This is a genomic window from Clostridium swellfunianum (assembly GCF_023656515.1).
Taxonomy (GTDB): domain Bacteria; phylum Bacillota; class Clostridia; order Clostridiales; family Clostridiaceae; genus Clostridium_AT; species Clostridium_AT swellfunianum.
In genome coordinates, this window is sequence record NZ_JAMOFV010000006.1 from 4682720 (window position 1) to 4708846 (window position 26127).

General features: G+C 35.1%; 20 protein-coding genes. All 20 read right to left on the bottom strand.

Annotated elements, in window-relative coordinates; genetic code table 11:
• Positions 1-343: 343 nt before the first annotated feature.
• The 20 genes from hisC to NBE98_RS22130 all read right to left on the bottom strand — a co-directional run bounded on the left by hisC (position 344) and on the right by NBE98_RS22130 (position 26074).
• A complete protein-coding gene (gene hisC / locus NBE98_RS22035; RefSeq protein WP_250817290.1) occupies positions 344-1456 on the bottom strand; it encodes a histidinol-phosphate transaminase in 1113 nt (370 codons plus the stop codon).
• A gap of 126 nt (positions 1457-1582) precedes the next feature.
• Positions 1583-2497: a UDP-N-acetylmuramate dehydrogenase gene (gene murB / locus NBE98_RS22040; protein ID WP_250817292.1), complete on the bottom strand. Its 915-nt coding sequence runs from the start codon at positions 2495-2497 to the stop codon at positions 1583-1585.
• Between the two features lie 60 nt (positions 2498-2557).
• On the bottom strand, positions 2558-3298 hold the full coding sequence (locus NBE98_RS22045; RefSeq protein WP_250817306.1) for a phosphatase: 741 nt from the start codon (positions 3296-3298) through the stop codon (positions 2558-2560).
• 37 nt (positions 3299-3335) lie between these two features.
• Positions 3336-5210: an excinuclease ABC subunit UvrC gene (uvrC, locus tag NBE98_RS22050; protein ID WP_250817308.1), complete on the bottom strand. Its 1875-nt coding sequence runs from the start codon at positions 5208-5210 to the stop codon at positions 3336-3338.
• A 986-nt stretch (positions 5211-6196) separates the two neighbouring features.
• Positions 6197-6799 carry a metal-dependent hydrolase gene (locus NBE98_RS22055; protein WP_250817311.1) on the bottom strand — a complete coding sequence of 201 codons (603 nt, stop codon included), beginning with the start codon at positions 6797-6799 and terminating at the stop codon, positions 6197-6199.
• 393 nt (positions 6800-7192) lie between these two features.
• A complete protein-coding gene (locus NBE98_RS22060; RefSeq protein ID WP_250817313.1) occupies positions 7193-8614 on the bottom strand; it encodes a peptidoglycan D,D-transpeptidase FtsI family protein in 1422 nt (473 codons plus the stop codon).
• Positions 8615-8618: 4 nt separating this feature from the next.
• On the bottom strand, positions 8619-9818 hold the full coding sequence (locus NBE98_RS22065; RefSeq protein ID WP_250817315.1) for an FtsW/RodA/SpoVE family cell cycle protein: 1200 nt from the start codon (positions 9816-9818) through the stop codon (positions 8619-8621).
• 8 nt (positions 9819-9826) lie between these two features.
• Complete coding sequence (locus tag NBE98_RS22070; protein ID WP_250817317.1) at positions 9827-10261, bottom strand: FHA domain-containing protein; 435 nt, start codon at positions 10259-10261, stop codon at positions 9827-9829.
• A gap of 74 nt (positions 10262-10335) precedes the next feature.
• On the bottom strand, positions 10336-13158 hold the full coding sequence (gene uvrA, locus NBE98_RS22075) for an excinuclease ABC subunit UvrA (protein WP_250817319.1): 2823 nt from the start codon (positions 13156-13158) through the stop codon (positions 10336-10338).
• Between the two features lie 23 nt (positions 13159-13181).
• Positions 13182-15167, bottom strand: coding sequence for an excinuclease ABC subunit UvrB (uvrB, locus tag NBE98_RS22080; protein ID WP_250817321.1), 1986 nt, complete (start codon positions 15165-15167; stop codon positions 13182-13184).
• A gap of 466 nt (positions 15168-15633) precedes the next feature.
• Entirely contained in the window at positions 15634-16965 is a 1332-nt protein-coding gene (locus NBE98_RS22085) for a PDZ domain-containing protein (RefSeq protein WP_250817323.1), read from the bottom strand.
• 25 nt (positions 16966-16990) lie between these two features.
• A complete protein-coding gene (locus NBE98_RS22090) occupies positions 16991-18196 on the bottom strand; it encodes a S41 family peptidase (RefSeq protein WP_250817663.1) in 1206 nt (401 codons plus the stop codon).
• A 293-nt stretch (positions 18197-18489) separates the two neighbouring features.
• Positions 18490-19701: a murein hydrolase activator EnvC family protein gene (locus NBE98_RS22095; protein ID WP_250817325.1), complete on the bottom strand. Its 1212-nt coding sequence runs from the start codon at positions 19699-19701 to the stop codon at positions 18490-18492.
• 24 nt (positions 19702-19725) lie between these two features.
• A complete protein-coding gene (gene ftsX, locus NBE98_RS22100) occupies positions 19726-20613 on the bottom strand; it encodes a permease-like cell division protein FtsX (RefSeq protein ID WP_250817326.1) in 888 nt (295 codons plus the stop codon).
• A complete protein-coding gene (ftsE, locus tag NBE98_RS22105; RefSeq protein ID WP_250817327.1) occupies positions 20603-21292 on the bottom strand; it encodes a cell division ATP-binding protein FtsE in 690 nt (229 codons plus the stop codon). Before ftsE ends, ftsX begins: the two co-directional genes overlap by 11 nt.
• Before the next feature lie 274 nt (positions 21293-21566).
• On the bottom strand, positions 21567-22322 hold the full coding sequence (locus NBE98_RS22110; RefSeq protein ID WP_250817328.1) for a class I SAM-dependent methyltransferase: 756 nt from the start codon (positions 22320-22322) through the stop codon (positions 21567-21569).
• 53 nt (positions 22323-22375) lie between these two features.
• Positions 22376-22927 carry a P-loop NTPase family protein gene (locus NBE98_RS22115; RefSeq protein ID WP_250817330.1) on the bottom strand — a complete coding sequence of 184 codons (552 nt, stop codon included), beginning with the start codon at positions 22925-22927 and terminating at the stop codon, positions 22376-22378.
• 34 nt (positions 22928-22961) lie between these two features.
• Complete coding sequence (locus NBE98_RS22120; protein ID WP_250817332.1) at positions 22962-23867, bottom strand: GNAT family N-acetyltransferase; 906 nt, start codon at positions 23865-23867, stop codon at positions 22962-22964.
• 181 nt (positions 23868-24048) lie between these two features.
• Positions 24049-25152, bottom strand: coding sequence for a diguanylate cyclase (locus tag NBE98_RS22125; protein WP_250817334.1), 1104 nt, complete (start codon positions 25150-25152; stop codon positions 24049-24051).
• 538 nt (positions 25153-25690) lie between these two features.
• Positions 25691-26074 (bottom strand): YmaF family protein, encoded by a 384-nt coding sequence (locus NBE98_RS22130; RefSeq protein ID WP_250817337.1) that lies wholly within the window; start codon positions 26072-26074, stop codon positions 25691-25693.
• Positions 26075-26127 lie beyond the last annotated feature (53 nt).

Genomic DNA, 26127 nt, shown 5'->3' on the forward strand with positions numbered 1-26127 from the left:
ATCACTAGTACAACCCTTACAGCCTGTTTTTTAAATATCACCTAATAGTAGTACAGTTCTATTCTTATATTATAACACAAATTTTATTTATTCTTAATTATATACTATATCTGTATTATTTTATACCGTGTTAATTCATAATCTATTATTTATATAATACAAAAGTTCTAAAATACTAACAATGTCCCAAAAATCCTTAAAAACTGGATATTTTGTGACATTGCTAGTATAAGAACTTTATTGCATTATATAGATATCATAGAGAAAAGCTATAATTTGGTGCAGAAAATGAAAATTTTTCAAAAATAAAGCGTGATTATACACCACGCTTTAATGATTATTTTTAGTTTGCTACCTCAAGAGCCTGCTCATTTAGTATTTCTGTCAAAGCTTTGATTAATGCCTTGTTTTGCTCTTCAGTTCCAATGGTGATTCTCATCCAACCTGGCATTCCCAGCAGGTATCCTGGTCTTATAATAATCCCTCTTTTTAAGAGTTCATTGAATACTAACTTATCATCTAATTTTGAAGCTGCCATGATAAAATTAGCATTTGTTTCAATATAATCTAGGCCAAGTCTTTTAAACTCAATATACAATTTTTCTTTTTCCTGCCTGTTAGTTTCGTATACAAGCTGTAGGTATTCATTATCCTTTAATGCTGCAACAGCAGCCTTTTGTGCAAAGAGATTTACGTCGAAGGGGCCTATGACGGTGTTAAGATAATTTGTGAATTCTTCATTTGCTATTCCGTAGCCGCATCTTAAGCTTGCTAGGCCATAAGCCTTTGAGAAGGTTCGAAGGATTATAAGATTTGGATATTTGTCTAAAAGTGAAATTGAATCTGGATATTGATCATCAGTTACGTATTCGATATAAGCTTCATCCATTATAAAGATAACGTTTTCAGGAATCCTGCTTATTATGCGCTCCAAATCCTCTTTTCTAAATATTGTGCCTGTAGGATTATTTGGATTGCAAAACCATATTATTTTTGTCTTAGCAGTTATGCTGTCTACCATTTTATCTACGTCCAGACCGTGATTTTTCATTGGTACAAAAACTGATTTTCCCCCCATTAGTTTTGTACCAGCATCATAGCGGGAAAAAGTTACCTCTGCCATAATGCTTTCATCCCCTGGACTAATAAAAGTGCTGCAGATTGCTCTGATTAAGAGGTCTGAGCCTGTACCGCAAAATACTTGACTTGATTTTACTGCCAGTTTTTTTGCTATTGTTTCTTTAAGTTCATAATTTGATGCATCAGGGTACAAGCATGCTTCTTCAATAGCTTCTTTTAAAGCTTGCTTTACCTTTGGAGAACAACCCAATGGGTTTTCATTGGATGCCAGCTTTATAACCTCTGTAAGGCCTAGTTCTCTTTTGACCTCGCTAATAGGCTTGCCAGCAACATACCTCTCCAATCCCAAGACCTCTTCCCTGATACAATACCCCATAAAAATTCCCCCATTCATAAAATATAATGAACAATTGACAATTGAGAATTGAGAATAATAGTTGAAAATCCCCTGAGGGATTTTCTGCATTTATTGCCAATTGTTAATTGTCAATTGTTAATTGACTTAGTCTTCCCCAATGATTCTAACCTCAGTATCAAGGTCAATATTATATCTCTCTTTTATGGTATGTTGTACGTGAGCTATTAAATTTAATATATCTGACGCTGTAGCATTGTCCTTATTTATTATAAAGCCTCCATGCTTTTCAGAAACCTGAGCTCCTCCTAAACTGAAGCCCTTTAACGCACTTTCTTCTATAAGTTTGCCTGTAAAATATCCTTCAGGTCTTTTAAAGGTGCTGCCTGCTGATGGATACTCAAGAGGCTGTTTATCTTCTCTTTTTTTAGTTAAATCATCTATTCTTTGTTTTATTTTCTCATATTCACCATAAACTAGCTTAAAAGTTGTTTCCAGCACTGTGTATTCATACTTTTGAATTGCGCTCATTCTGTAACCGAGCTCCAACTCCTCTTTATTTAAAGTTAATAAATTTCCACTTTTATCAACAACCAATGAGCTTTCAATAACTTGGCTTATTTCTCCGTTATAAGCACCTGCATTCATGGTTACTGCACCACCTACGGTTCCTGGTATTCCACAGGCAAATTCAAAACCTGTAAGCTTGTTCTCAAGTGCTGCATCAGACACCTTGCACAAATCAGCACCGCACTGAACTACTATTTTTTCGCCTTCTACTGTTATATTATCAAGCTTAGTAAGCTTAACTACTATTCCCCTAAGCCCGCCATCTCTAACTAATAAATTTGAACCCTTGCCCACTATGTAATATGGTATATTGTTCTCATTACACAGCTTTATAACACTTACTACCTGATTATAATTTTGAGGAGTGACCAAAACATCTGCTGGTCCGCCTACCTTGAAGGAAGTATGATTTTTCATTGGCTCATCTATTGCTATATTGTTTATATCTAAAATATTATAAAGCTTAGTGCTGAATTCTTTGTATTGATTCATCGTACATCTCCTTGAAATTATTAAAAATACACATTTTAAGTATAATGGATAATATATACTTTAATCAAGCTGTAAGTCCTCTAATTTTCCCTTATTTTTCAAATACCTGAGAATTTTACCGCTTTTCGTGTTCATTATTAGCTCCTCTGGCATTTCCACTTCCATAAGCAGCTTATGCGCATGTTCGAATTTTCCAATCTGGAAACAGCTGTGTGCATCGCTTCCTATGGTTATGCTAACACCATATTCTCTGCAGAGTCTTGCTACCTTTTTACAGGTTTCAAGACTTCCTGCTCTTGAGCCACTCTCAGGAAGAGAACTGTTGTTTATTTCAATTAACACCTTGTATTCTTTAGCAGCTTTAACTACTTCTTCTTCATATATAGGAAAAGCTGGATTTCCACAGTGACCAATTATGTCCACATAAGGATTTTTCATAGCAGCTATCAATGCATTGGTGTTCTTCTCTCTGCTTCCAGGCTCAATGCATACATCATGTAAACTAGCTATTATTATATCCATTTTTTTCTGAAGTCTATCAGGAATATCCAAATTTCCATTAAAATCTATTATATTAGCTTCACAGCCCTTAAGTAAAGTTACTCCGTAAATTTGCCTCGGAAGTACTTTTAGGTTTGAAAAGTAAAATATATGAGGCCCTCCAGGCATCTTAGGGCCGTGGTCTGTAGCTGCAAGTACCTCTATTCCATTATCTGAAGCGTACTTTATATTTTCCAGCAGAGTGTTATACGCGTGACCACTGGCAACAGTATGGGTATGAGTATCAATCACGTAATTCATGATGTCCCTTCTTTCGTTTTCTCATAAAAATAAAAATTTAATTGTTTTCTTTAGCTTTGCTAAAATAATCTACTATACACTGAGCTGCCTTTTTATCTATTGACTCGGTCTCAATAAGCTCCTCAAAAGAAGCATTTTTGATTTTTTCGATACTTCCAAACTTTTGGAGCAAAGCTTTTCTTCTTCTCTCGCCAACATTTGGTATATCCTCCAGCACAGAGTGAAGCACTCTTTTGTCTCTTAAGCTTCTGTGGTAGGTTATTGCAAATCTATGAACTTCATCTTGAACTCTTGTAATAAGGTGCATAGCATTTGAGCTTGAGCGCATAAACACCTCATTATTATTATATATTAAACCTCTAGTATTGTGCTTGTCATCTTTAACCATACCGCAAACCGGTATATCTATGTTAAGACTTTGCAGCACCTCTAGAGCTATATTTACTTGACCTTTTCCACCATCCATCATAATTAAATCAGGAAATACGCAAAACTTTCCTGCGCTAAGCTCTAAGTTTCTTTCCTTAATTTTTTCAAGCTCCTCGAGTCCATGCTTAAAGCGCCTTGTTAGTATTTCTCTCATGCTGTCATAGTCGTTAGCGCCTATTACGGATTTTATCTTAAAGCGTCTGTAATCGCTGTTTTTAGCCTTGCCGCCTTCAAATACAATCATGCTTCCTACAGAGTCTACACCTTGAATATTTGAAATATCATAGGCTTCAATTCTAGTTGGAAGCTCCTCAAGCTCCAGTATTTCAGCAAGCTCCTTAAGAGCTGTTCTGTGGATTTCCTTATCCTGCTTAAGCTTGGTTTTAAACTGCTCCATAGTAAGCTTTGCATTTTTTGTTACCATTTCTAAAAGGTCTTTTTTATCGCCTCTTTGAGGAACCTTAATCCAAACCTTAGACTCTCTTCTCATAGTTAACCACTGCTCTAAAAGCTCAGAATCTTCAGCTTCAGGAACATAAATATTTTTAGGTATAAAGGCTGTTCCACTATAAAATTCTTTAATAAAGTCAGAAACTATTTCTCCCTTTTCGGTTCCTGCAGTGCTTTCAAGCATATAATGCTCTCTTCCAACTACTTTTCCATCTCTCAGGAAAAATACCATAGCACAAGTATCCATCTCGTCACTATATATGCTTATGAAATCCTCATCCTCGAAATTACCTATTATTATCTTTTGCTTCTCTACAATCTTTTCAACAGCTGTAATCTTATCTCTAAAGGCTGCTGCCTTTTCAAATTCAAGATTAATCGCTGCTTCTTCCATCTGCTGTCTTAAATCCTTTACTATATTCTTATCTTTACCCGATAATAAGTCTATAATATTTTGAACTGTCTTTCCATAGTTTTCTTTAGTATCCATAGCAGCACAAGGAGCACTGCAGAGCCCTATATGATAGTTAAGGCACGGTCTTGACTTAACTTCTCCTTCTTTTATGGACATCTTGCAGGTTCTTAGAGGAAATACTTTTTTAATCAAATCCAAGGTTTCATATACAGCACCGTAATCTGTATAGGGTCCAAAATATTTTGCTCCGTCCTTAGCATGTATTCTAGTCATGAACACTCTAGGGAAATCCTCATTAGTTGTTACCTTTATAAATGGATAGTGCTTATCATCCTTAAGCAATATGTTGTAACGAGGTCTGTATTTTTTAATAAGGTTGCACTCAAGTATAAGCGCTTCCATTTCCGAATCCGTAACTATATATTCAAACTCAGCTATGTTTTTAACCATAGCCTTAACCTTCTCAGAATGATTTTTAGAACTCTGGAAGTATTGTCTTACTCTATTTTTTAAAACCTTAGCTTTGCCAACATATATAACCTCGCCAAGGGAGTTCTTCATAAGATAAACTCCAGGCTTATCAGGCAAAATCTTAAGCTGATATTCAAAATCAAACATAGGTTTCCCTCCTGTATATCTCCGCAGCACATAATAATGTTAGAGCAGGCTGTAGGATAAAGACCTTAGGGCTTTGTGTGGAATATAATATTTGACTTGGTGATTCCTTTGCGTATGTTCTAAGGCTTGCGCTGCTTAAAAGCTAAGAGCCTCTAGGAATTCGCATAAACTATTTTTGCTTAAAAAGCTTTAAGTTCATAAACAACTTTAGTAACCTTAAGATGCTTTTGGTGAGCTCAGAAGAGAGACTCTAAGCTTTTAAGCAGCACTTCGCCAAGAACATGGGCAAAGCCCTCAATCAAGTTCAAATATTATTTTCCACACCTGCCCTGGTTCTTTATCCCCAGCCTATGTAGCTTTTGACTGTGCTTTAACTCTTTTAAACCGGTAGGTTTATAAATAATGCTACACTAAATATTTTCCATATATGTTAAACATAAAGCTGATGAATTATTGCGTTAGCAAGTTCTATTGTAATATATCTGCTTAGGGTCTATCTAGATATCTTCTTATCAAGATATCGCGATATCATGAAATCACGATAAGAAGATATCTTGATATATTCTTATATTCTTACGATTTTGCATAGTTTTATTTACAAACCTATTGGTTTAAAGATTATAAACGTAACAAAACTGCATAGGCTTGCTTTAAAGCTCGCAGGGAGGTATGGAAAATTAAATATGGACTTGATTGAGAGCTTTGCCCATGTTCTTGGTAAAGTGAAGTCATAAGACTTAGAGCTTCTCTTCTGAGCTAACCAAAAGTTTTTATGCTCACCGCATTTTGTATGGTGATATTTATTCTTTGCGTAACTGAAGTTAAAGCGAATTCTTAGAAGCTCTTAGTCTTGTGGCTTCACGAACCTTAGAACATACGCAAAGCAATCACTAAGTACATATTTAATTTTCCATACAGAGCCCTGCGGGCTTTAAAGCATAGCCTGCATATATTTTTATGAATTTGCCTAGCCTGTGCTAACGTTATTACATAATCAATGGTATTTTATATACAACATAAGCAAGACCAATTGCTACTAGTAGAAATTCTACAAAGTTTCCAAGCTTGCTGCCTACTCTATAGGTGATGGGCAGCTTTACCTTCTTATTCCTAAAGGGATAAAAAAGTGGTACTCCCCTGTTTGTTAGCATATCACATAACAGATGAGTTCCATAGCCTAAAATAAAATGTGTTGTTATAGTATTTAAATTATACTTGCTGCCTATATACCCAGCAATAAAGCTGAAGGTTATAAGTCCAAGCAAACTATGTGTCAGACCTTCTCTATGGGATGAGAATCCAACTGCAATAAGCGCTGCGCCTAAAGCCTTGTAGGCAGGCTGATTTGTATACAAATAATCAAAATATAAAACTATTATACCACTACATAAATATAATGTAACTTTTGCAGCCTTATTTTTGAAAGGCAATATATACCTGTTGATTATACTTTTCGGGTGATCTATATCAGGCAGAAGAGATGCTAACAGCACCACTCCTAAACCAAAATAACTAAAGCCACCGGGAAGCCTGTCGCTAAGAGCTACATAAGTAGCCAAGCCTATCCCTGCATGAGTTTTTCCATTCATATTTTCTCCTATTATATTTTAACGATTAATTTTTCATATTTAAGAGGGTGGCTTTAAAAATATGCATTGTTATAAAATAGTGTTGATTTATAGAGGGTAAGTTTCATCTAGGAAGCAGTTCGCTGCAATAAGAAAGTCTAAGCTTTCCTTTGTTTTGAAGTCCTAACCCCTCTAAACTCGTTTCACTTCGAACAGTAGAGGGGTCTTAACGGACTTCAAAAGCCGGAAAGCTAAGGCTTTCTAAATTTCGCTCAATAACTTCTACGATAAAACTTACCCTCTATATCAACACTATTTTATAACATTTACAAATAAAAAAGCCAAGTATCGTCAAATTCCTACAAATACTCGGCTTTATTATATCATAGAACACACGTTCACTCTACGCGAACACTACTTTTTTATTGCTGTTTTCATTACTTGGCCCGCAATTTTAGCTGCTGCCTTTCCTCCAACTCCGCCTTCCTCTACAATTACTGCTACAGCTATCTGAGGATTGTCGTAAGGAGCAAAGCCTATGAACCAAGCATGAGGGTTTTTGCTTTCAACATGGTCTGCGGTTCCGGTTTTTCCTGCTGCAGTTATTCCTGAAACTTCTGCTGCGCCTCCGGTTCCATTAGTTACTACAGCTCTCATTAAATCCTGCATTATTTTTGCATTATCCTTTGAAATAAACTCTCCATTTTTTTCAGGCTGTATAGTTTTAATTGCTTTTCCCTTGCTGTCCATTACCTGCTGAACAAGATAAGGCTTCATCATTACACCATTATTTGCAACAGTTGCAGCTACCAAAGCCATTTCCATAGGTGTTGCCAAAACCTCTGCCTGCCCTATGGCGCTTTGAGCTATATTGCCTTTTTCATAGTTTTTATAGGTTGGAAATTTGCTGTTTTCTATAGTTATACCATCGGTAGGAGTATTCTTATTAAAGAAAAATTTCTCTGCTGTGGCTCTAAGCTTATCATTTCCAAGCTCTAGTCCAAGGTTTCCAAAGAAAACATTGCTGGAATGATAAAAAGCTTCCTTAAAATCAATGTTTCCAAGCACTTCTCCATTGTAATTGCTTAAGGATTCCTTTTGGTTAAATACAAGCTTTCCTTTATCCTCAAACTTTCTTGTGGTTATTCCCTTAATATTTTCAAGAGCACTTATTGCTGTAACTGCTTTGAAGGTTGAGCCAGGCGGATATAAACCTCCAGTAGCTCTATTTATTAATGGATGATTTGCCTTGTCATTTTGAAGGTTATCCCAAATTTCATTTAAGTTATTAGGATCGTAGGAAGGCTTAGACACCATTGCTAAAACTTCTCCTGTTTTAGGATTCAAAGCAACTACTGCTCCTCTATTATTTCCAAGCATATCATAGGCAGTCTTTTGAACATTTATATCCAATGTAGTTTTTAAATTATGTCCAATTTTTTCTTCCTCTTTGCCTTTATTTTTTATAAGCTGAACTAAATTTACACTTTCAGCTCCCATAAGCTCTGTATCATATTTTCTTTCCAAGCCTGTTAAACCGTATTTTATATCTACATACCCAAGAGCGTGAGCAAAAACTTCTCCAGCAGTATAGGTTCTTTTTTGAGTTTCTGTATTTACTCTCTCGCTCTTTGTTAAAGCAGTCATATTTCTATCGTAAATGGTACCTCTAAGCACTTCATTTCTAATTGCCCAAAGCCTTCTATTATATGGACTTTTGGCAACCTCTTCAGACTTGTAGAACTCAAAATAGGTTATATAGGAAATAATGGCTATGAAGCATAGCAGAAATACGAAAAATACTTTTTTTATGTTAGATGATATATCATTTTGCATTAAATCACTCTCCTTCAGATATCTTTTGCACCAAGCCAAGGGCGCAGAAGGTAAACAGCATGGAGGTTCCACCATAGCTTACTAGAGGCAGGGTTATTCCTGTTAGAGGTATTAAATTTATAACTCCTCCAAGTATAACCATGGCTTGCGAGGCTATTATTGCGCTGTAGCCCACCGCAATAAGTCTTGAAAAGTTATTTTCAACGTAAACCGCTGCTCTCATACTTCTATAAAATAAAAGGAAGTATATAATTATTAATCCTAAGCCTGTTACAAGCCCAAGCTCCTCGCAGATTACTGTAAAGATAAAGTCTGATTCTCTTACTGGTATATATTGAGGATATCCAAAACCAAAGCCTTTTCCAAAAAGTCCGCCCCAAGCTATAGCAATTAGGGATTGAACTATTTGAAGACCTTGTTCATTAGCATAAGGCCATGGATCCTTCCAAATCATAACCCTAGTTCTTACATGACCGAAAAGCTTGTAGCTTATTAACCCTCCAAGTATAAACAACGCTAAACAAGCTACAACATATTTAGCCTTTGAGGTTGCAATATAAAGCATAGTTACAGACAATGCAAATATTATTAGAGCAGTTCCAAGGTCCCTTTGAAGCATCATGAAGCCTAGACATACCATAACAACAGCTGCTGGTTCTATCAAACTTTTAAAGTCCTTGTAGTCCTTTAAAACAGAAGCTAGGTAAGCAACCAAAAAAAGCTTTCCAAATTCCGTTGGCTGAAAACTAAAGCCTCCAATTATAATCCAGTTCTTAGCGCCACCTCTAACAGTTCCAAAAACCAAGGCCATTGACATAAGCGCCAAGGTCATTCCCAAGTATATATACCTGTATTTTTGAAACCTTTTTAAATCCGGAAGCAGAACAACAATAACTATGTAGCCTGCAACACCTAGTGCAAACCACATAACCTGTTTTATTGCCAAGTCAGTCCTTATTCTGTAAAGCGTCGATATGCCAATAACAGATAAAATACTTGCAAATATAAAAATATATTTATCTCCATCAGGATAAAATTTTCTTATTATAAAGTGTGAATATGCAATTAAAACAATTATTATTACTGAAATAACTATCGCGCCCTTATCAAAAGGCGGCTTTATAAGTGCCAGATTAACAAAACATATCAGGCACAAGAAATAAGTAAATCTTAAAAGCTTCTTCTCGTCTCTTATACTGTCCACTATATCACCTATCCTATAACTTTAAATACAGCACTTCCAACTTCAATTTCGTCTCCAACTTTTAATATAACTCTTTCTTCAAGTCTTTGTTCATTAACCTTTGTTCCGTTTGTACTTCCTAAATCCTCAAGCATGTAGTCAGTGTTTCTTAGGAAGATTCTTACATGGTTTCCTGAAACAAATTGGTCTTCAAGCACAAGATTATTAGTATTCTTTCTTCCTATGGTTAATTCTCCATGTATAGGCACAATAGAGCCTTCTTTTAGATTTGGATTTTGCCCTGCTTCTATAACCTCAAGGCCAAAAGCTTTCTTTTTTGCAGGTTTCTTTTTCTCTCCGCCTTTTATGTCCTTGTACATTATTCTCAGCGCTAAAAATATAATTATGTAGACAACCGCCATTATTGCAAATCTTAAAACTGTGGACAATCTACTAAAGTCCAATTAAAACACCCCTTTGAAATCAATAAATAAGGTAAGATTATCGTAATCATTATACTCTAATCTTACCTTATTTATTATAACATTCTTTTTAAATATTGTCCTGTATAGGATTTTTCTACAGCAGCTATTTCCTCTGGGGTTCCTGAAGCTAGTATAGTACCGCCCTTTTCCCCGCCTTCAGGACCTAAATCTATAATATGGTCAGCACACTTTATAACATCAAGATTATGCTCGATAACTACTACAGTGTTGCCGCCATCGGTAAGTCTTTGAATTATCTTTATAAGCCTGCTTACGTCATCTATATGAAGTCCTGTAGTTGGCTCATCAAGGATATATAAAGTCTTTCCTGTACCCCTTTTTGAAAGCTCGTAGGCTAACTTAATTCTTTGAGCCTCTCCTCCTGAAAGCTGAGTAGAAGGCTGGCCAAGTTTTACATAGCTAAGCCCAACATCCATTAAGGTTTGAAGCTTATTTTTTAATCTTGGCAGATTTTCAAAGAAGTGCAGTGCTTCTTCTACTGTCATATTAAGAATCTCATCTATATTTTTGCCTTTGTACTTAACCTCAAGAGTTTCTCTGTTGTATCTCTTACCCTTGCAAACCTCGCAAGGTACATAAACATCAGATAAAAACTGCATTTCAATTTTTATAATTCCATCACCGCTGCAGGCCTCACAGCGTCCACCCTTAACATTAAAGCTGAATCTTCCAGGCTTGTAGCCTCTCATTCTAGATTCGGAAGTAGTTGAAAATACTTCTCTTATAAGGTCAAACAAACCTGTATAGGTTGCTGGATTTGAACGTGGTGTTCTTCCTATTGGACTTTGGTCAATATCAATTATCTTGTCTATATTTTCTACTCCTAAAATATCCTTGTGCTTTCCAGGCATATCTTTAGAGTTGTTTAATTTTTTATTTAAGCCCTTATAAAGTATTTCATTTACAAGAGTACTCTTACCTGAGCCTGAAACTCCTGTTACAGCTGTAAATACTCCAAGCGGGAATTTAACATTAACATTCTTAAGGTTATTTTCCTTAGCACCGGAAACGGTTATCCAGTTTCCATTTGACTTTCTTCTTTCCTCTGGAACTTCTATAGTCTTCTTACCGCTTAAATATTGTCCTGTAATTGAGTTTTCGCAGTTTGCAATTTCTTCAAGAGTTCCAACTGCAACTACTTCACCGCCATGTTCTCCTGCACCTGGTCCAATATCTACAATGCAGTCAGCTGCTTTCATAGTATCTTCATCGTGCTCGACTACTACAAGAGTATTTCCTAAGTCTCTTAAATGCTTCAAGGTAGCAATAAGCTTGTCGTTATCCCTTTGGTGAAGTCCTATACTTGGCTCGTCAAGTATGTATAAAACTCCTACAAGACTTGAACCTATTTGTGTAGCAAGCCTTATTCTCTGTGCTTCTCCACCAGATAAAGTACCTGCATTTCTCCAAAGGTTTAAATAGTCAAGCCCTACATCTACTAAGAATCTAAGTCTGCTTTTTATTTCCTTTAGTATTTGATTACTTATCATTGTGTCTTTTTCTGAAAGCACTAAGCTGTCAAGAAAGTCCAATTCGTCCTGTATAGATAAAAGACAAAGCTCATATATATTTTTATTTCCTACAGTTACAGCAAGAGTCTCCGGCTTAAGTCTTGCTCCCTTACACTTAGGACATGCTGCATCGCTCATGTAGTTTTCTATTTCAGCTTTTATATAATCTGAATTGCTTTCAAAATATCTTCTCTTTAAGCTATTTATTACACCTTCAAAAGCGTGATTAAACTCACCTACACCTGATTCTCTTTCATATCTTACCTTAATTTTTTTACCATTTAAGCCGTATAAAAGTATATCAACTATATCTCTAGGCAAATCTTGAATTGGTGTATCTAGGCTAAAATCATATTCCTTTGCAAGAGCTTTTAGTACGCTGTAGGTCCAGGAATCATCCTTGCCGCTTGTGCCGCTCCAAGGCAGTATAGCACCTTCTGCTATGCTCTTAGCTTTATCAGGAATTACTAAATCCTCATCTATCTCCATTAGGGTACCAAGACCATCGCAGGCATCGCACTTTCCAAAAGGAGAGTTAAAGGAGAACATTCTTGGCGCAAGCTCTTCTATGCTTATGCCACATTCAGCACAGGCAAATTTCTCGCTGAAAAGTATATCCTCTCCGCCCATTACATTTACTATAACTAAGCCTTCTGCCTGACCAAGTGCAGTTTCAAGAGAATCAGCAAGTCTGCTTCTTATATCCTCTTTAACAACAAGTCTGTCAACTACAGCCTCTATATTGTGCTTCTTAGTCTTTTCCAGCTTTACTTCATCTTCTGTAAGCTCAACAATTTCTCCATCTATTCTCGCTCTTACAAAGCCATTCTTTTTTATATTTTCAAGAACCTTTGCATGCTCTCCCTTTTTGCCTCTTATAACAGGTGCAAGAATTTGAAGCTTTGTTCTTTCAGGCATTTCCATAATCTTGTCAACCATTTGGTCTATAGTCTGCTGCTTTATTTCTTTTCCGCACTTAGGGCAGTGAGGAATACCAATTCTAGCATACAGCAGTCTTAAATAATCATATATTTCAGTAACAGTTCCAACAGTTGAACGTGGATTTCTGCTTGTAGTTTTTTGATCTATAGAAATAGCAGGGGATAATCCTTCTATATATTCCACATCTGGCTTGTTCATTTGACCTAGGAATTGCCTTGCATAGGCAGAAAGAGATTCTACATATCTTCTCTGGCCCTCTGCATAAAGTGTATCAAAGGCTAGTGAAGATTTTCCTGAACCTGACAAGCCTGTAAAAACTACAAACTTGTCACGGGGAATTTCCAAAGTTACATTCTTAAGGTTATGAACTTTTGCACCTTTTATAATAATCTTATCTTTCATCGTTTCTCCTTCCGTTAAGCAAACTATTTTTTAGTCTTTTGTTTTTTTAATTTAAATATCATATCTCTAAGCTGTGCAGCTCTTTCAAACTGAAGATCCTTAGAGGCTTGAGACATTTCCTGCTCGTACTTTTCAATAAGCTTTTCTATGTTTTCATTATTAGCCTGTATTGCTTCTTCTAAACTATTGTACTCAGCACCTTCTTCAGCCACCTTGGTTATCTCGATAATCTCTCTGATATCCTTCATAACTGTGGTTGGAACAATGCCATGCTTTTCGTTATATTCCATCTGAAGTTTTCTTCTTCTGTTGGTTTCTCCAATAGCTTTTTCCATAGACTTAGTTATATTGTCAGCATACATTATAACCTTGCTTTCAGAGTTTCTAGCTGCTCTACCTATGGTCTGAATCAAGGAGGTTTCTGATCTTAAAAATCCTTCCTTGTCAGCATCTAAGATAGCAACTAAAGCAACCTCAGGTATATCCAAGCCCTCTCTTAAAAGGTTAATTCCAACAAGAACGTCAAAATCACCTTTTCTAAGGTCTCTTATTATCTTCATTCTTTCCAAAGTATCTATATCAGAGTGCAGATAAGTTGTTTTTATCCCCATCTCTTTAAAATATTTTGTTAAATCCTCAGCCATTTTCTTAGTCAAGGTTGTAACCAATATTCTAAAGCCCTTGGCTGTAGTTTCTTTTATCTGTCCATATAAATCATCAATCTGTCCTTTTACAGGTTTTATAACAATTTCAGGATCAAGAAGTCCTGTAGGTCTTATAATTTGTTCTGCTACATTTGTAGCATGCTCAAACTCATAAGCTGCCGGAGTGGCAGAAACATAGACTACCTGCTTCACCTTATTCTCAAACTCAGGGAACTTAAGAGGTCTGTTGTCGTATGCGCTTGGCAGTCTAAAGCCATAGTTTACAAGAGTGTCTTTTCTTGAGCGGTCGCCTGCATACATAGCTCTAACCTGAGGAAGAGTAACATGGCTTTCATCTATAAAAAGTAAAAAGTCCTCTGGAAAATAATCTATCAAGGTTTGCGGAGGTGTTCCAGCAGCTCTTCCATCAAGTATTCTTGAATAGTTTTCTATACCGCTGCAATAACCAACCTCTCTTATCATCTCTATGTCAAAATTAGTTCTCTGCTTTAACCTTTGAGCCTCTAAAAGCTTATCCTGTGCTGTCAATTCTCTAAGTCTCTCTTCAAGCTCTGCTTCAATCTGCTTTATTGCTACCTCTAATTTTTCATAGGAAGTAGCAAAGTGAGAAGCTGGGAATATTGATATATGCTTCCTCTCCCCTAGAATTTCACCGGTTAAAACATCAAACTCTCTTATTCTGTCTATTTCATCTCCAAAAAATTCAACTCTAATAGCCTTGTTAGTAGAACCTGCAGGGAAAATATCTAAAACATCCCCTCTAACTCTAAAGGTACCTCTAACAAAGTTAATTTCATTTCTTTCGTATTGAATTTCTATAAGCTTTCTTATAACCTCATCCCTATCCTTTTCCATACCTTGTCTTAAGGATATGATAAGATTTCTATATTCTTCTGGATTACCCAAACCGTATATGCAGGATACAGAAGCAACTATTATAACGTCTCTTCTTTCAAAAAGTGCTGCTGTAGCTGAGTGTCTAAGCTTATCTATCTCATCGTTTATAGATGCGTCCTTTTCTATAAAGGTATCTGTCTGTGGAACATAAGCTTCCGGCTGGTAGTAATCGTAGTAGGAAACAAAGTATTCTACGCAGCTGTCGGGGAAAAAATCTCTAAACTCTGAGCAAAGCTGTGCTGCAAGAGTTTTATTATGTGCCAAAACTAAGGTAGGCTTCTGAGTTCTCTCTATTATGTTCGCCATAGTAAAGGTCTTTCCAGACCCTGTTACCCCTAAAAGTATCTGACCTTTTTCTCCCCTGTTTATTCCTTCAACCAAACTGTCAATAGCTTGGGGCTGATCGCCAGTAGGCTTAAACTTCGAATTTATTTTAAATTCACCCATTATTTTATCATCTCCAATATGAACATTTGTTCGATAATTATTATTTTATACTTACTAGTAATGACTGTCAATAATTTTACTATAATAAAATTTTTAATTCTACAGTGGATTTGTGGGAAGAAAAAATAAGGTCTGTCTCAAAATAAAGTTTATGCTAAAATCACCGCTCAAATATATAAAATATGGTTTCTAAGCAGACCGCTGTGCAAGAAGGTCTAAGCTCAGAAAAGCCATAAACTAAGTGTTTTCGTAAAACTTGCTTCGCTTCAAACAAACGAACAACACTAAAGTTTGTGGCTTTTCCTTCGCTAAGATCTTCTAGGCTTCGCTAAATGCTTAAGAAACCATATTTTATATATTTACGCTGCTTTTATCATATATTTTGAGACAGTCCATATTTTCATATAGTATATTCAACTTCTGCTAACATCCGCTTCTATGCTAACCCTTGTTTTGAAACAGATCCTTAATTCTCTTTATCATCATCGTCTTTCATTTTATTGAAGATTTCTCTAAATCTATTTTCATCATACTTAACAACCATTTCGTCTCCTGGTACATTCCTAGGTACAAAGACTATGCCAAGCCTTTTGTCTCCGCTTAGCTTGCTGTAGCTTACCTCTTGGAATTTATCAATACCACGCCTAAGCTTAAAGCTTATATAATTAAGCCCTTCCTTAGCGGCTGTTAAAATGTCTTGTTCAGTTCCTATTTTTCTGCTATTAACCTCTACCAGCAAGTCTCCACTTTGTATTCCCATTTCAAAAGCAGGCGAATCTGGCGCTACCTCTAGAACCATAATGCCTTCCTCACCGCTTACGTATTTAGGCTTGCCGTTAACCTCCATATACCTTTGCACATTAAGCATAAGCTCATGAGCTAGTGGAGCAAAAACTACTACGAACAGCTGATATAAATACCCCAGACGTGCAAGCTGTGCGGCTGAAAATAATGCTACTGCATAGATAATCAATCCAATTCCTGAAGACAAAGCCTTCTGATTTTTATTTCTTGTAAAAGTTACTGTGCTGTAGCCAATTACTCCATAATAAGCAAACAATGAAACTGCCGCATCCTTAGCCATTCGAGTTAGAGGCGAGTTTTTTAAAATTGGCCACCAATCAGGAGTCGCAATATTATGAGTAAGCCCAGTGTCGGTAGCATTACCTATTATAAAAAATAGTGCCACCGGCAGCACCCAATTTCTCCTCAGTGCAAAACCACCTATTATTTTATCGTCCCTATTGGTAAATACAGGTATAGCTCCTCTTTTTCCGTCTATGATAACCAGTATTCCCTCAATGAGGTGAAGTACTGCAACTACTACCATAAGACCGCCGATGTCTATCCTAAGAACATTCACATCAGCCAAGTTTAAGGTTGTTCCAAACACATTCAGCTTAACTCCAGCATATACCTTGGATATAAGCTCTAGAAACAAGCTTATGAATCCAAGTACTGCCCCTGAGTATGCAAAACAAATAAATTTAGGTTTCCAAAACATAAAGAAAATTGAAATTAAAAATATAAGATAAATAGCTGAATTTTCATCAAAGGCTACTCCTAAAAAAGATATAATAATGCTTGCTAAAACTCCTGCAAAGATGCCTATGACAACCTGTGATATGGTAAGCTCAAAGGCAGAATTAAGGCTATCTCCTATTATCATCTTCTGCATCACTGTTGTTTTTTTATTCTGCCTGTAAAGTATAAAGGCAAGAATTATAAGCACCAGCGCCATATCAAAGTTTGTCAGAGTATAGGCAATAGCTCTTAAAGTGCTAAGTAAAATACCCATGTAAATAAGTTCTCCTCTATAAAAATTATTTAACTTTATCCTTCATTATCTCCAAAGCTTTGTTAAATTGCGGATCTACAGTTCTATTATAAGGCTGCTTCAATAATGCTTCTGGATAATCAACCTCAACATCAGGCTTTATTCCTGTCTTATGAATATTTTCGCCATTTGGAGTATAGTATCTTGATATTGTAACCTTGAGAGCAGTATTATCACCTGTATCTACCAAAGTTTGAACAACACCCTTTCCAAAGGTCTTTTCGCCAACTAAGGTTCCTATTTTGTAATCTCTAACTACTCCTGATACTATCTCGGAGGCACTTGCGGTCAAACCGTCAGTTAAAACAACCAGAGGCATTCCTATAGCTATTCCACCCTTGGAATTATATCTATTTTCCTTCTTGTACTTGTCTATAGTTGAAACTATAACCTTGTCCTTTGGAACAAAGTTTGATATTACATCTACGCAAGTAGTCAATAATCCACCTGGATTTTGTCTTAAATCAAGAATCAGACCTTTTGCTCCCTTGCCTTGAAGCTCCTTAAGCTTTTTAGTGAAGTTTTTGCCAGTGTTTTCATCAAACATTTCGAGCTTTATATAGCCTATTTTTCCTCCTGGCAGCATTTCTCCGCTTACTGTTTCAAGAGCTATTTTAGCTCGTTTAATGCTATATGTATGAGTTTCCTTTTCTCCTCTTAATACAGTTATAGCTACCTCTGTACCTTCTTTTCCCTTCATCATGGCTACAGCCTTTTCATACTCTTTGCCTGATACGTCTGTTCCATTAACTTTTTCAATTATATCTCCTGCCATTACTCCTGCTTTTCTCGCTGGAGATCCTTCGAAGGTCTTAAGAACCATAATCTTTTCATCCTTAACCTCTATTTGAATTCCAACTCCAGAATAAGCTCCCTCTGTTTGAGCATTAAAGGCTTCAAATTCCTTTTGATTCATAAAGGTAGTATATGGATCATTCAAAGCTGAAGTCATGCCTTTTATAGCACCTTCAACAAGAGCATCCTCATCTATTTGGCCGTCATACAATTTATCTATTAGGCTTCTTACCTCAAACATCTTTTGAAATTTTGATAATTCTGCTGATGACTGAGTTCCTACTGTTTTACCATTGGGAAGCACGAAGGAAATCCTTTTTGCTCCATAATATGTTAAAACATTAGTAGCCAGCACAACTGCTACTGTAACCCCTATCCATCTCTTTTTACTTGTCATTATAAACCCTCCTGTATTCCTTCTAAGTCCATAAAGGTTATTAACCTTTATGCCTCCTGCAATTCTTTTAAGTCCATGAAGGTTATCAACCTTCATGCCTCCTGCAATTCTTTTAAGTCCATAAAGATTATCAATCTTTATGCCTCCTGCAATCAATCCTACTATGTAAATTAGTCTTATCTATATATTTATATAAATACTAAATAATTATAACACTAATTAAAATAAAAAAACAAAAATTTTCTAGCCGCTTAAAAACAGAAAACTCTAGGCCCTTTAAAGCCTAGAGTTTTTTATCTTACATAGTATGGTGCCGGATTAGTTGTTTCACCGTTTTCTTTTCTAATTTCAAAATGCAGATGTGGTCCGCTTGACAAGCCTGTATTTCCTGAATAGGAAATAAGCTGTCCACCTTTAACCTTCTGACCAACTCTTCCTACTAAAGAAGAATTGTGAGCATACACGCTTGTTATGCTTCCATGATCAACCATAATAACATTACCATAGCCGCTCATCCAGCCTGCATAAATAACTTCTCCATCAGTTAAAGAATAAATCGGAGTGCCCGTCCAAACACCAAGATCCATTCCTGCATGAAATCTTTTTGTTCCAAGTACAGGGTGAACTCTCCAACCATAAGGTGAAGTTACATAGGTTGGCTTACCTGTTACGCAATAGAGCTTTCCAAGCGGTGAATCAGGTGAAGTTACAACAGTGTTTGAGCTGCCCCCATTTTGGCCTTGCTGCTGCTTTTTCTCTTCCTCTGCTTTTTTCTTTTCTTCCTCTTTTTTCTTCTTAATCTGTTTAACCATTGTAGCAATAGCAGCAGATTGATCTTCTTCTTCTTTTATTGCTTTTTCATAAGCAACCTTGTCCTTTTCAAGATCAGCCATCAAGCTCTTCTTTTCCTCAGAAACACCTTGAAGCTCTTTTAATTTACCATCTGCCTGCTGCTTAAGTGCAGTGGTTTCTTTTTTCTTCTTGTCTATATCGCTCTTTTGAAGCTCCAAGCTTTTCTTATTGTTTTCAATGCTTTCCATAAGCTTTTTATCATATTCCATTATCTTTCCCAAAGAGTCAACTCGAGATACGAAATCCGAAAAGCTTTTGGAGTTTAAAATCAAATCTAGATAGCCTTGATTTCCATTTATATATATAGCCCGTACTCTTTTTTTGAACATCTCATCCTGTTCCTTAAGGTTTGCCTCATTTTGGGCAATTTTCTTTTCAAGGTCCTTCGTTTGAAAGTTCAAATCAGATATTTTACCGTTTAATTCAGTCAAAGTGCTGGAGGAACTTTTCATTTTTTCCTCCAAATCATTTATACTCTTTTCAACGGATTTTTTTTCTTTGTTAATATCGGCAAGTTCTTCTTTTTTGTCATCTATAGAATTCTGTATATTGTTTAGCTGTTTCTGAGCGTCAGTAAGTTCATCTGCTTTAACAGTGTAAACTCCTGCGGCACTCAAAGTTAATGCTAAAACAATACTTATACCCTTTTTCATTTGAATCCCCCTCAAAAAGCAAGGCTAAACTGCCAAGAACTTTCTTATAGCCATAATACTTCCAAGCACTCCTATAGCAATTCCACCTAATAAGAATTGTCCTATTATAGTGCTTATAACATAGCTTGGATTTACCAGATTAATCATAAAAATCTGCACACTCATTTTTTCAAATACAAACTTATATCCAAAATAAAGCAATAAATCAGCTACAATAGCACCAAAGATACCTATAAAAGCTCCTTCAAGAACAAAAGGCCATCTTATAAACCAATCTGTAGCTCCTATATACTTCATTATTCCTATTTCTCTTCTTCTTGCATATACAGTAAGCTTTATAGTATTGCCTATAAGGAACAGTGAAACTCCAATCAATACTACGAAAATAACAATCCCTACCCACTTAACTACATTTGTTATAGCAATAATCTTATCTACAAATTCTCTTGCATCTTTTATTGCGTATATACCAGGCTTGCCCTTTACGTTTTGAACCACGTTGGTTACCATTTCCGGTTTCTCAACCCTCACAATATAGGAAGTTGGCATGGTATCCTTATCTAATCCATCAAGAAGTGATACATAATCTTCTCCAAACCATTCCTTCATATTGTTTAAAGCAGCTTCCTTGGTTTCAAGCTCTACATCAACAACACCTGCAGTATCTTTTATAGCCTTCTCCAAATCCTTCTGCTCATTAGTTTTTATATCGTCGTTTAAAATAACTTTTACTTCAACCTTTGATTCAACATCTTTCATAACTTGCTGAACATTTAAGACTGTCAGCATAAATAAGCCTAATACAAAAAGTGTTGCTGCCACAGTAGCTACTGAGGCGATACTAAAAGTTCTGTTTCTTCTTAAACTCTTAGCTGCATCACCTATAAAATGCTTGAAGGTATTAATCTTCATATCCGTACAGCCCCCTTTGTTCGTCTCTTGCTATTATTCCTTTTTCAACAGCTATAACTCTTTTTTTCATGACATCAACTATATCCTTAGCATGTGTAGCCATAACTATAGTTGTTCCAGCACGGTTTATGTCATTTAGAATTTCCATAATATCCATTGCTGTATCTGGATCCAGGTTACCAGTAGGCTCGTCCGCAATCAGAATAGATGGATTGTTAACTATAGCCCTTGCAAGAGCAACTCTCTGCTGCTCTCCTCCTGAAAGCTCATGAGGAAATGACTTGTACTTCTTTGAAAGTCCAACCAAGGACAGCATCATTGATACTCTTTTTCTTATATCTTTTAGAGGCGCTTCAACTACTCTCATAGCAAAAGCAACATTTTCGTATACATTAAGAGTTGGTATAAGCCTAAAGTCCTGAAACACAACCCCAACTTTTCTTCTATAGAAAGGTACTTGTTTTCTTTTTAATTTTGTAATATCTAAATCATCGTTTATTACTATACTTCCGTTAGTCGGCTCCACTTCTTTAAGGAGCATCTTAATAAATGTTGACTTTCCAGCTCCACTAGGACCTACTAAAAACACAAATTCTCCTCTTTCAATCCTAATATTAACGTCTTTAAGTGCAGTCACATTATTGTCGTAAACCTTACTTACATTTTTAAACTCAATCATTGCTGCAACTCCTTATTCTCCTAATTTTTTACACAAAAATGCACAAACATATTTTTATTATAACATACACCTGCAATAATTAACAATTCACAATGACTAATTAACAATTATTTCATTGAATTTTGGAAAATTATTTTAATATAAAAAGTTGATTTTATATTATGGTTTGTTATATAGAGTAACAGCAGGTTTCAGCTTTATTCAAGTTATTTTAAATCAATTTATATTTCATTCATCATAAAACTAATCATCTTAGTAATATATAAATTGGAATTTATAACGGTTTTTGAGCAAGATATAATACAATAGTATCGTTAATAACCATTTTATTGCCAGCATCTATAATAGCCTTTCTTACTCCCGTGTAGAATTTAGACTTATAAGGCTCTTCTAAAGTTATATGCTCACAATGTGTACTAATATATGAAATATATTCATCTGCACTAAGTGTTCTTACCTTTTTCCAGTCTTGATATTTGTAATTAACAAAGCCATAATTCACAACATTATCATATTTCATTTTACAATTATATCTCTGCTTAACACAAAAGTGTTCTTTATATATCTCGTCTATTCTGTTGTACAGTTCTTCATTTGCACTTTTCTCATCTGAACGTGTCATGAACATTGCAAGAATGCCACCAGGTTTTAGTATATTGTAGGCTTTTGAAAATGCTATTTTTTCAGGTATCCATTGAATTGTAGCTGCTGAATATATTAAATCAAATTTTCGATTTCCAAAATCATATGTTTCAAAGTCAGCATTTACAATATCAAAATTTCTATAAGTTCCATATTTGTTTTTCATATATTCTGTGAAATTCTCCCCAAGTTCAATCGCCTTATAGTTACAGCCAGTTTTTAAAATAGGCTCTGTTGCTTGTCCTGTCCCTGGACCAATTTCAAGTACATCTTTGCTTGAATTCAAGTCAGATACAGTAATAATTTCTGTAAAGAGTTCATCACAATATCGTGGTCTATATTTATCAAATGTTTCTGGTATTTGGTCAAATGTCTTTCTAAAATCCATTATTTAAGCCTCCTTCTAAATTACTATTTATATCTATGATGCTTCTACAATACTCAATTCAATTTCTCGTCCTTCCTTATACCATACTCTGATTGAAGTACACTTTCCATAAACTTCTTAATTTCCTTACCGCTACTTAAAATCACTACTTTGTTAGTATATTGAATAAGTCTAGCTTCTAAATCATCTTTTCCAGTCTCATAATTATTTAAAGCCTTAAACATAAACTTAAGCATATGTATACTAGGTGTATATATACATTCTTCCATTCCAAATTTTTGCTTAAAGAATCTAGTCATAACTCGCATCCTTCTGACAAAGATGCTAGGTTTAAGATGTATAATCATACCAGCCGCTTCCATACCTTCAGAAAACATCTTTCTACCAGCATCTTCAATTATCCAATGGGGTTTCATTATTGTGCTTTTGAACAATCGATTGATTTCCTCATCAGCTCTCCTAATACTTCCCCACTCTTTATTAGTCTTATCTTTTATATGTACGATACCGTCAAGATGTGTACATTTAATTCCTAATTTATTTGATAATTCTTTTGCTAAAGTTGTCTTACCACTTGCAACAGAACCAACAATATAAATTCTCATATAAATCACCTTTCACTAATCAAATTGGAATTTGTTAAGAAACACCTTTCTTATAATTTATCTTTTTCAAAACTTGTGTTTTACCAAAAGAAGAATATAACTTTCTTGTTTTTTCCTCCCATGCAGATATTGAAAATTCTTTCACACCTTTGCTTATTCCTCTTGTAATACATTCAGAAATTACTATTTTGGCAAATCCTCTATTTTCATATTCCTTTTTTGTTGCAACAACCTCTACTTCCATAAACTGATTATTTTTATCTAAGAGACCCATACAGGTTGAAACTGGTTCACCATTTTCATTCAATAACAACACACAAAGTTCGGGAGTTATTATAGGGTTTTTCCTTCCATATTTGAAGGCTTTGTCAAGTGTTTCATCATAAATACCATCAGGATTAAATGCATAGAATCTTAAAAGTTCTGCCTTATCTTCATCTAAATACTCTTCTTGAGATGTTAAAACGAACTCATTTGGTATTGCTATATCTGGTATAACAATATCATCTAAATTGTAAGTACATGTGACATCAGCATCACCAGAATAAATGAAACCATTTCTTTGAAGAATGTCTTTCTGACACTCATCATTCACAGGGAGGGTTATAACATAGGATTTATTAAAATTTCCTCCTTCTAACAAAAAATCAGTCATTGACTGTAATAGTTCTTCCTCTTTCTTAGAAAGAATGTAATACCTTTCTCCAAAATTTTCAGTTATAATTATCCCACATAATTCATTAGAATCATCAAAAAATAACTCTGATTGTTTTTCAAATAGTGACTCAATTTGACTTTCCTTACTCCATCTGCCATATTTCCATCCAAACAATCTACCTAATGACCAATCACACAAATGTAAACTATTTAAGTACGAAACCAATAAGCACATTTTATTAAAGTCATCAGATTTTTCTATATACGTTCTATGATAATACATCTCTACCTCACCTCTGTAAATTCCTATTTATCAGGTATTAGACAAGCAATATAAGCCTACATAGCTAATCTCATTATACATCAACTGTAGAATTTTCCACATAATTACTTTAGAAATATTCATTAACTGCAATAATCACTATCAAAATTAAAAACCCCATGGATAACCATGGAGTCTTTACTCAAGAATTAAGTTCCTTCATGTATTTTACTATCAGCTCATCCAAGCACTCGCTAATAAATAATCTGTCTGGATTGGATTTGCCTTCATCAATAGTACAGCATACCTCGTTTAGGGTTTCTCTTAATTCATCTATTTGATTCTTAATTCTCAAAAGCCTTAAATTCTTATTTTCAATGCTGATTTTCTCTTCTATATTAATAGGCTGCTGAATATTTCCTTCACTGGCTACAGTTTTGTTTCTGCCTAAAAACTTAGCTTCATATAAGTTATCATCAACCTTTGATAATAGCTCAGAAACTTTCATATCATGATCATGTGTACAATACACCCCAAAACTTGAAGTAATATTAATACTAAAGCCTTTAAATTGAAAAGGAGTGTTTTCTACATTTGTTCTGATTTCTTCCGCTATATCATAAGCATCTTTTAAACTTGCGCCATTTAATACAATTAGAAATTCCTCTCCCCCAAATCTTGATGCCCAATATTTATCGTTCCTTATTGAGTTCAATATTAGATCTGAAAATTCCTCAAGTATTCTATCACCGGCTAAGTGACCATACTTGTCATTAACATTCTTAAAAAAATCAATATCTGCCATTATAATTGATAATGGAGAGCTGTTTAATTTGCTATAATTCATATCGATTGGCAGTCTTTCATTTATATATCTTCTATTATACAAACCAGTAAGCTCATCTCTAACCGCTCTTTCATTTACAGAACTAATCAACTCCTCTATAATCTCGCAATCTTTTTCAAATATATTATTCACCTTACTGTTTTTAGTAATATCTTTTAATATCTCTACAATATAAGTATTTCCTTCGATTTCTACAGATGTCGCTATGACCATCATAACCTTTTCATTACTATGCTCAATTTTTACAAAAGTATCTTGCTCAGATAATGCTCTCATAGAAACACAGTTCTCGCAAGCATTGCTCTTGTTCCACATACAGTAACAAGTGTAATTTACAGCCTGAACTTCATTTTCAGTAATTATGTATGATGTTTTATTTATAGGGTCCATAATTCTAATAACATCATAAAAATTTTTGAATATTGATAGTCTTTTCTTTATCTCGTATCCTAAGTTCATGTGTTGTCCACCTCCATCACTTTCAACTTCTGTACAAATTAGCCAATAGCCACACGCATCATAAATAAAGCATCATTAAACCATTGTGTGCAATTTTAAACCTTTAAACTTGCATTTTTTCTATTATTATTTATGTTTTAGTTTTACCTCTATCTGGTACGTGTATTGTACTGATTATATCATCAGTTATGGCAGGTTCACAATATTATTGATGTGAAATATTACGACATGCAATTGTCTATTGTTTGATTTTTTTGTTTATTTTCCTGTTGGAAATTTTTTTCAATTAAAAACCTAGAAAAATTTCTTTATAAACAAAATGTTCTACTTGGCTTACTCCTTCAGCAATATATTTTTTTGCTTCAACTGGATATAACTCTATAGTTTCAATATCCTTACTCATTATTCATTCTCCTGTTTCTGTACACTGCAGAAGCATATTTATGCTTTGCCATATTTTACTTTAATGTTTCCCTTTCAGTGAGCTTCTTTCCTGTTATGTAAATAAGGGTCGTCAATTGCAACGACCCAATAAAACTTAATCTCCAATAGGATCTTCAATTAGTGTTGTAAAGATAAATTCATGCACATGCCCATCATCTAAAGTGGTTCTTCCACAAACATAGTGTACATGTCTACCATTACCTACAGGTATAGCCGGGCCTGTTGTAGCTCCAACTTCATGGTGGTGGTTTTCATAAAAATCTGAGTTTCCTAAAAGTCGGTGAACATGGCTATCACCTCTTGGTATTGCTTGGCTTGTAACTCCAGCGAAACGGTGGTTGTGTGGGTCTTCCCTTTCTTCGGCAATTCTCGTACTTCCTAGATATTCGTGTACGTGAGACTGGCACTTCCTAGGCTTTTCACAGCTGCAATAGGAATTATGATAATTATATTGATTAGGTGATGCTTGTGAATACATAGAAAATCCTCCTTTTTATTTGCGAGATGGACAAGTCTTCTTATCCTGCTACA

What these genes read in the sequence shown, in the direction of transcription:
- hisC (WP_250817290.1), bottom strand. Translation starts at nt 1,456, where the DNA reads ATGGGGTATTGTATCAGGGAAGAGGTCTTGGGATTGGAGAGGTATGTT.
- murB (WP_250817292.1), bottom strand. Translation starts at nt 2,497, where the DNA reads ATGAATCAATACAAAGAATTCAGCACTAAGCTTTATAATATTTTAGAT.
- NBE98_RS22045 (WP_250817306.1), bottom strand. Translation starts at nt 3,298, where the DNA reads ATGAATTACGTGATTGATACTCATACCCATACTGTTGCCAGTGGTCAC.
- uvrC (WP_250817308.1), bottom strand. Translation starts at nt 5,210, where the DNA reads ATGTTTGATTTTGAATATCAGCTTAAGATTTTGCCTGATAAGCCTGGA.
- NBE98_RS22055 (WP_250817311.1), bottom strand. Translation starts at nt 6,799, where the DNA reads ATGAATGGAAAAACTCATGCAGGGATAGGCTTGGCTACTTATGTAGCT.
- NBE98_RS22060 (WP_250817313.1), bottom strand. Translation starts at nt 8,614, where the DNA reads ATGCAAAATGATATATCATCTAACATAAAAAAAGTATTTTTCGTATTT.
- uvrA (WP_250817319.1), bottom strand. Translation starts at nt 13,158, where the DNA reads ATGAAAGATAAGATTATTATAAAAGGTGCAAAAGTTCATAACCTTAAG.
- uvrB (WP_250817321.1), bottom strand. Translation starts at nt 15,167, where the DNA reads ATGGGTGAATTTAAAATAAATTCGAAGTTTAAGCCTACTGGCGATCAG.
- NBE98_RS22085 (WP_250817323.1), bottom strand. Translation starts at nt 16,965, where the DNA reads ATGGGTATTTTACTTAGCACTTTAAGAGCTATTGCCTATACTCTGACA.
- NBE98_RS22090 (WP_250817663.1), bottom strand. Translation starts at nt 18,196, where the DNA reads ATGACAAGTAAAAAGAGATGGATAGGGGTTACAGTAGCAGTTGTGCTG.
- NBE98_RS22095 (WP_250817325.1), bottom strand. Translation starts at nt 19,701, where the DNA reads ATGAAAAAGGGTATAAGTATTGTTTTAGCATTAACTTTGAGTGCCGCA.
- ftsX (WP_250817326.1), bottom strand. Translation starts at nt 20,613, where the DNA reads ATGAAGATTAATACCTTCAAGCATTTTATAGGTGATGCAGCTAAGAGT.
- ftsE (WP_250817327.1), bottom strand. Translation starts at nt 21,292, where the DNA reads ATGATTGAGTTTAAAAATGTAAGTAAGGTTTACGACAATAATGTGACT.
- NBE98_RS22110 (WP_250817328.1), bottom strand. Translation starts at nt 22,322, where the DNA reads ATGGATTTTAGAAAGACATTTGACCAAATACCAGAAACATTTGATAAA.
- NBE98_RS22115 (WP_250817330.1), bottom strand. Translation starts at nt 22,927, where the DNA reads ATGAGAATTTATATTGTTGGTTCTGTTGCAAGTGGTAAGACAACTTTA.
- NBE98_RS22120 (WP_250817332.1), bottom strand. Translation starts at nt 23,867, where the DNA reads ATGTATTATCATAGAACGTATATAGAAAAATCTGATGACTTTAATAAA.
- NBE98_RS22125 (WP_250817334.1), bottom strand. Translation starts at nt 25,152, where the DNA reads ATGAACTTAGGATACGAGATAAAGAAAAGACTATCAATATTCAAAAAT.
- NBE98_RS22130 (WP_250817337.1), bottom strand. Translation starts at nt 26,074, where the DNA reads ATGTATTCACAAGCATCACCTAATCAATATAATTATCATAATTCCTAT.